Below are 3,222 nucleotides of genomic sequence, written 5' to 3' on the forward strand. Positions count from 1 at the left end.
ATTGGCCCTGGCATTAAGTCGTCATGTATCGGTCCCTGAATCGCTACGTGACCGAGAAATGGCTCGCCAGTATGTTCGATCTTCACTGCTTGATTTACAGGACGACCGGGCAGAGGATGTGGCTAAGATGCTTAGTATGGCAGCGCGACGTGCCTACAACACTCCTGAAAGTGCGTTCTCGGTAGATATGAAAGTGAAGTTAGAAGAAAAGCGTAATCGATTCAAGATGCGTGGATTGCGGGTAAAATCTTAATTGGACCAAGTGGAGTCATTTTTATACTCTCATGAGGTTATGATTCTACGTATAAATGGAGCTTTTTTGGTCAAATCATTGAACATGTATCAAATGACTTCTTCAAACCGTTAAATACTTTCTTTGTAATAAACATAAGGGTACTAGATTCAGTCACTGGTTGACTCAGTCTAGTACCCTTTTCGTATCATTGTTTATTTTGTTGGGTATTACGCACACGCAGGACCGCGAGCTCGACCTGTTCCTGTAACCGGTTCTCGAACGCCTCTTTTTCACGACGGAGGATCTGCACTTCCAGGTGAAGTTTTTGGTTCTCCTCTTCAAGTTGGTCGTTTCGTCGCGTTCGTGCCTTCAACTCGTCAATCGTGTCCATCAGGCTCTGGTTTTGACGATTGAGCTGGCTGCGCTCTTGCTCGAGCTTCCTGACGTCTTCCTCTAACTTAAAGACCAATTTCTTCTGGGCCTTTAGTTCCTCTTTGAAAGAGGCGCGTTCGGTCTCGAGGGCGTCCTGAGCATACTGTTTCTCGGCGAACAGGAGCTCCACTTGATGTTGAAGTGGAAGTAATTCCTGTTCGTGGGCCGCGACTTGACGCTCATAGTCCTCTTTGAGCTGTTGCGATTCTATGATGATACTTTGCTCAAGGTCATGAATCGTCTTTTGATAGCGTGAACGGATCCGTTCGTGTTCCTTTGTCCGAAGCTCTAGCCGCGTGGCACGTTCATTGAAGAGGGACAGCACCTGATTCAATGCCGCCTGGAGAGCGTCGTTCTCCTCACTGATCAATGGATCTGGAACCTGTTTATCAGCCAAGGTGATCAGTTCTTCAAATAATTGATTCGTCGACAGCTGCCGCTGTTCCGACAACCGCTGGATGTGTTCTTTTACCTCTTGTGAGACTCGAAAAGAGGTCACTTTGGTTTCATTAGACTGCACAGGATTCACCACTTTACCATTTGATAGATTTCTCATTTGAACGCATGTTGACTCGCATTCATCTCACTTCCATTTTCGCGTATTTACTACGTAAACACAAGACGAGGCATTGCTGACAAGCCTAATCCATTTCGACGTCGAAATGTATACATTTTAAAGTGTTCTCGTCACTTTTGATTAGATATGACCATATGTCAAGGACTCTGTATACACAAACTCCAGATTGATCAGGAGGCATTAATACCGAGACTAGACGGTTCGAGATCGAGGTTACGAAGGTCTCGATGAACGCCTCAAGGAATCTTCCAACAACCGGGACTCTTCTATCAGTTCTTTCAACGTATCGCTATATGGATTCAATGAGATTTGAGTATGTCCGATGCTTCCGTAACTGAACGAACGCTGCATCAACACACCCAGAAATGTCAGCTTGTCTGTACTCGTGTAAAACGATATGAATTCCGGGTCAGCGCTTAATCTCACCAAGAGAGCAACCTCACGTTCTTGAGAGGGAAGTTGTTGAAAGACTGGATCACCGATCGATTGATAATAGGCGTCACAAGCGTACAGTGGAGTAAATTTATGCTCGAGAGCAGCCGCGTGGTCATAGATGAGTTCAAAATGGCGAAGGTCGTTGTCATTCACTTGTGACAGAAGATGCAAGAAGAAAGCGGACTCACTACTTGCGGCGAGTTCTGGCCGGGCAAACACTTTCGCAGAGTAGATGGCCAATAGAATGGTCGCCTGATAAGAGTGATTGGTCTCCGAAATCTCTTTGGCACGGGCGATGAACAGTTTGACGACATCATCGCGTGTCTTGAACTCGTCCATGAGCCAGGACATGTTCTCGAGGGTCATATCGCCTTCCGAATACAGTTTCCATGCGAGATAGTCCATGAAGCGGCGCCGGTACTTCACATAGGGAGACTTTGCGAGCTCATCGGAAAGGTTGACCGAGAGAAGTTGGATTGGATTTGTTACTATTTCAAAAGCAAGGGCTCCGTAATGACCGAGTGACGCGGCAGACTCTAAAACAAGTTTAGGGGCATATTTGACGACTTTGCGGATTGCCTCCCACAAGCGGCTGATTGGACGCTTCGGACAATTATCGACCAACCGCGATCACATGCCCGACAACCATAAGCTCTACATCGACCAGACCCCGGAGAACGCAAAAGACTGGGCAGACGCGATCGGTCCGAACACCTTGAAGGTGATCGATTTCCTTCTGGGCACTGCTCAAACCGAGCGATTGGCACTCCAATCCATCTTCACGCTGAAGAAGCTGGAGCGACGTTATTCCAAGTATGAGATCGAGCGTGCCTGTAAGATGGTCGTCTCCATGACCAACAGACCGACGGTCAAGGGCATCCAGAGCATCCTGTCGAAAAACAAGAAGAGCGACGCCGAGCAGGAGTTGAAACGCAAGACGGAAACTGCCAACAATCACTATGGCTTCATGCGTGGTGCGGCATACTATGGGGGAGCCGATAAAGATGAATGAACAGACGATTGCCAAACTGATCGAGATGAAGATGAACGGGATGGCCGAAGCCTACGAGGAACAGTCATCCAATCACGATTTTCAACGCATGGACTTTGATGAACGACTGGCACTACTCGTCGATTTTGAGCATTCCAGACGAAAGAACGGCAAGTTGCACCGGCTGATCCAGGCTGCCTCATTCATCAACTCGAATGCCTGCATCGAGGACATCGAGTACCATGCCGACCGTCGACTGAACAAAGAGCAGATCCTAAAGTTGGCAAGCGAAACTTACACCTTGGACGGTCACAATTTGATTCTGAAGGGACCGACAGGGTCCGGGAAGACCTATCTCGCGACCGCCTTCGGAGTCTCGGCCTGCCGCCAATCGTTCAAGGTGAGATACATCCGTCTGCCTGAACTGTTGGACGAACTGACACTGGCGAAGCTCGCAGCCGACGGGAGCTACCGACGACTCCTCAAAAAGTATACAAAAGTCGACCTACTCATCCTCGATGAATGGCTATTGACCGACTTGACGACTGACGA

The 3,222-nt window shown here is 48.2% G+C and carries 5 protein-coding genes; 3 read left to right on the forward strand and 2 right to left on the reverse strand.

Translation table 11 applies throughout. The features are described 5' to 3' along the window. The coding region (locus KNP76_RS15380; protein WP_214845027.1) for a hypothetical protein at positions 1–253 on the forward strand (253 nt) is incomplete at its 5' end. Between the two features lie 187 nt (positions 254–440). Here the strand turns inward: KNP76_RS15380 and KNP76_RS15385 are convergent. Together KNP76_RS15385 and KNP76_RS15390 are read right to left on the reverse strand one after the other, a co-directional pair. Beyond that, a complete protein-coding gene (locus tag KNP76_RS15385; protein WP_214845028.1) occupies positions 441–1,166 on the reverse strand; it encodes a coiled-coil domain-containing protein in 726 nt (241 codons plus the stop codon). A gap of 291 nt (positions 1,167–1,457) precedes the next feature. Beyond that, complete coding sequence (locus tag KNP76_RS15390) at positions 1,458–2,105, reverse strand: hypothetical protein (RefSeq protein WP_214845029.1); 648 nt, start codon at positions 2,103–2,105, stop codon at positions 1,458–1,460. Positions 2,106–2,238: 133 nt separating this feature from the next. On the opposite strand from KNP76_RS15390, the gene KNP76_RS15395 reads away from it, so the two are divergent. Both KNP76_RS15395 and KNP76_RS15400 read left to right on the forward strand, forming a co-directional pair. Next, the gene (locus tag KNP76_RS15395) at positions 2,239–2,691 is read left to right on the forward strand and encodes a hypothetical protein (protein WP_058765844.1); all 453 of its coding nucleotides are present in this window, start codon (positions 2,239–2,241) and stop codon (positions 2,689–2,691) included. Next, positions 2,684–3,222 (forward strand): ATP-binding protein (locus KNP76_RS15400; protein WP_214845030.1); only part of this gene is annotated, 539 nt, incomplete at its 3' end. The genes KNP76_RS15395 and KNP76_RS15400, both read left to right, overlap by 8 nt.

The organism is Exiguobacterium sp. s150, assembly GCF_018618435.1.
GTDB classification, from domain to species: Bacteria; Bacillota; Bacilli; order Exiguobacteriales; family Exiguobacteriaceae; genus Exiguobacterium; species Exiguobacterium alkaliphilum.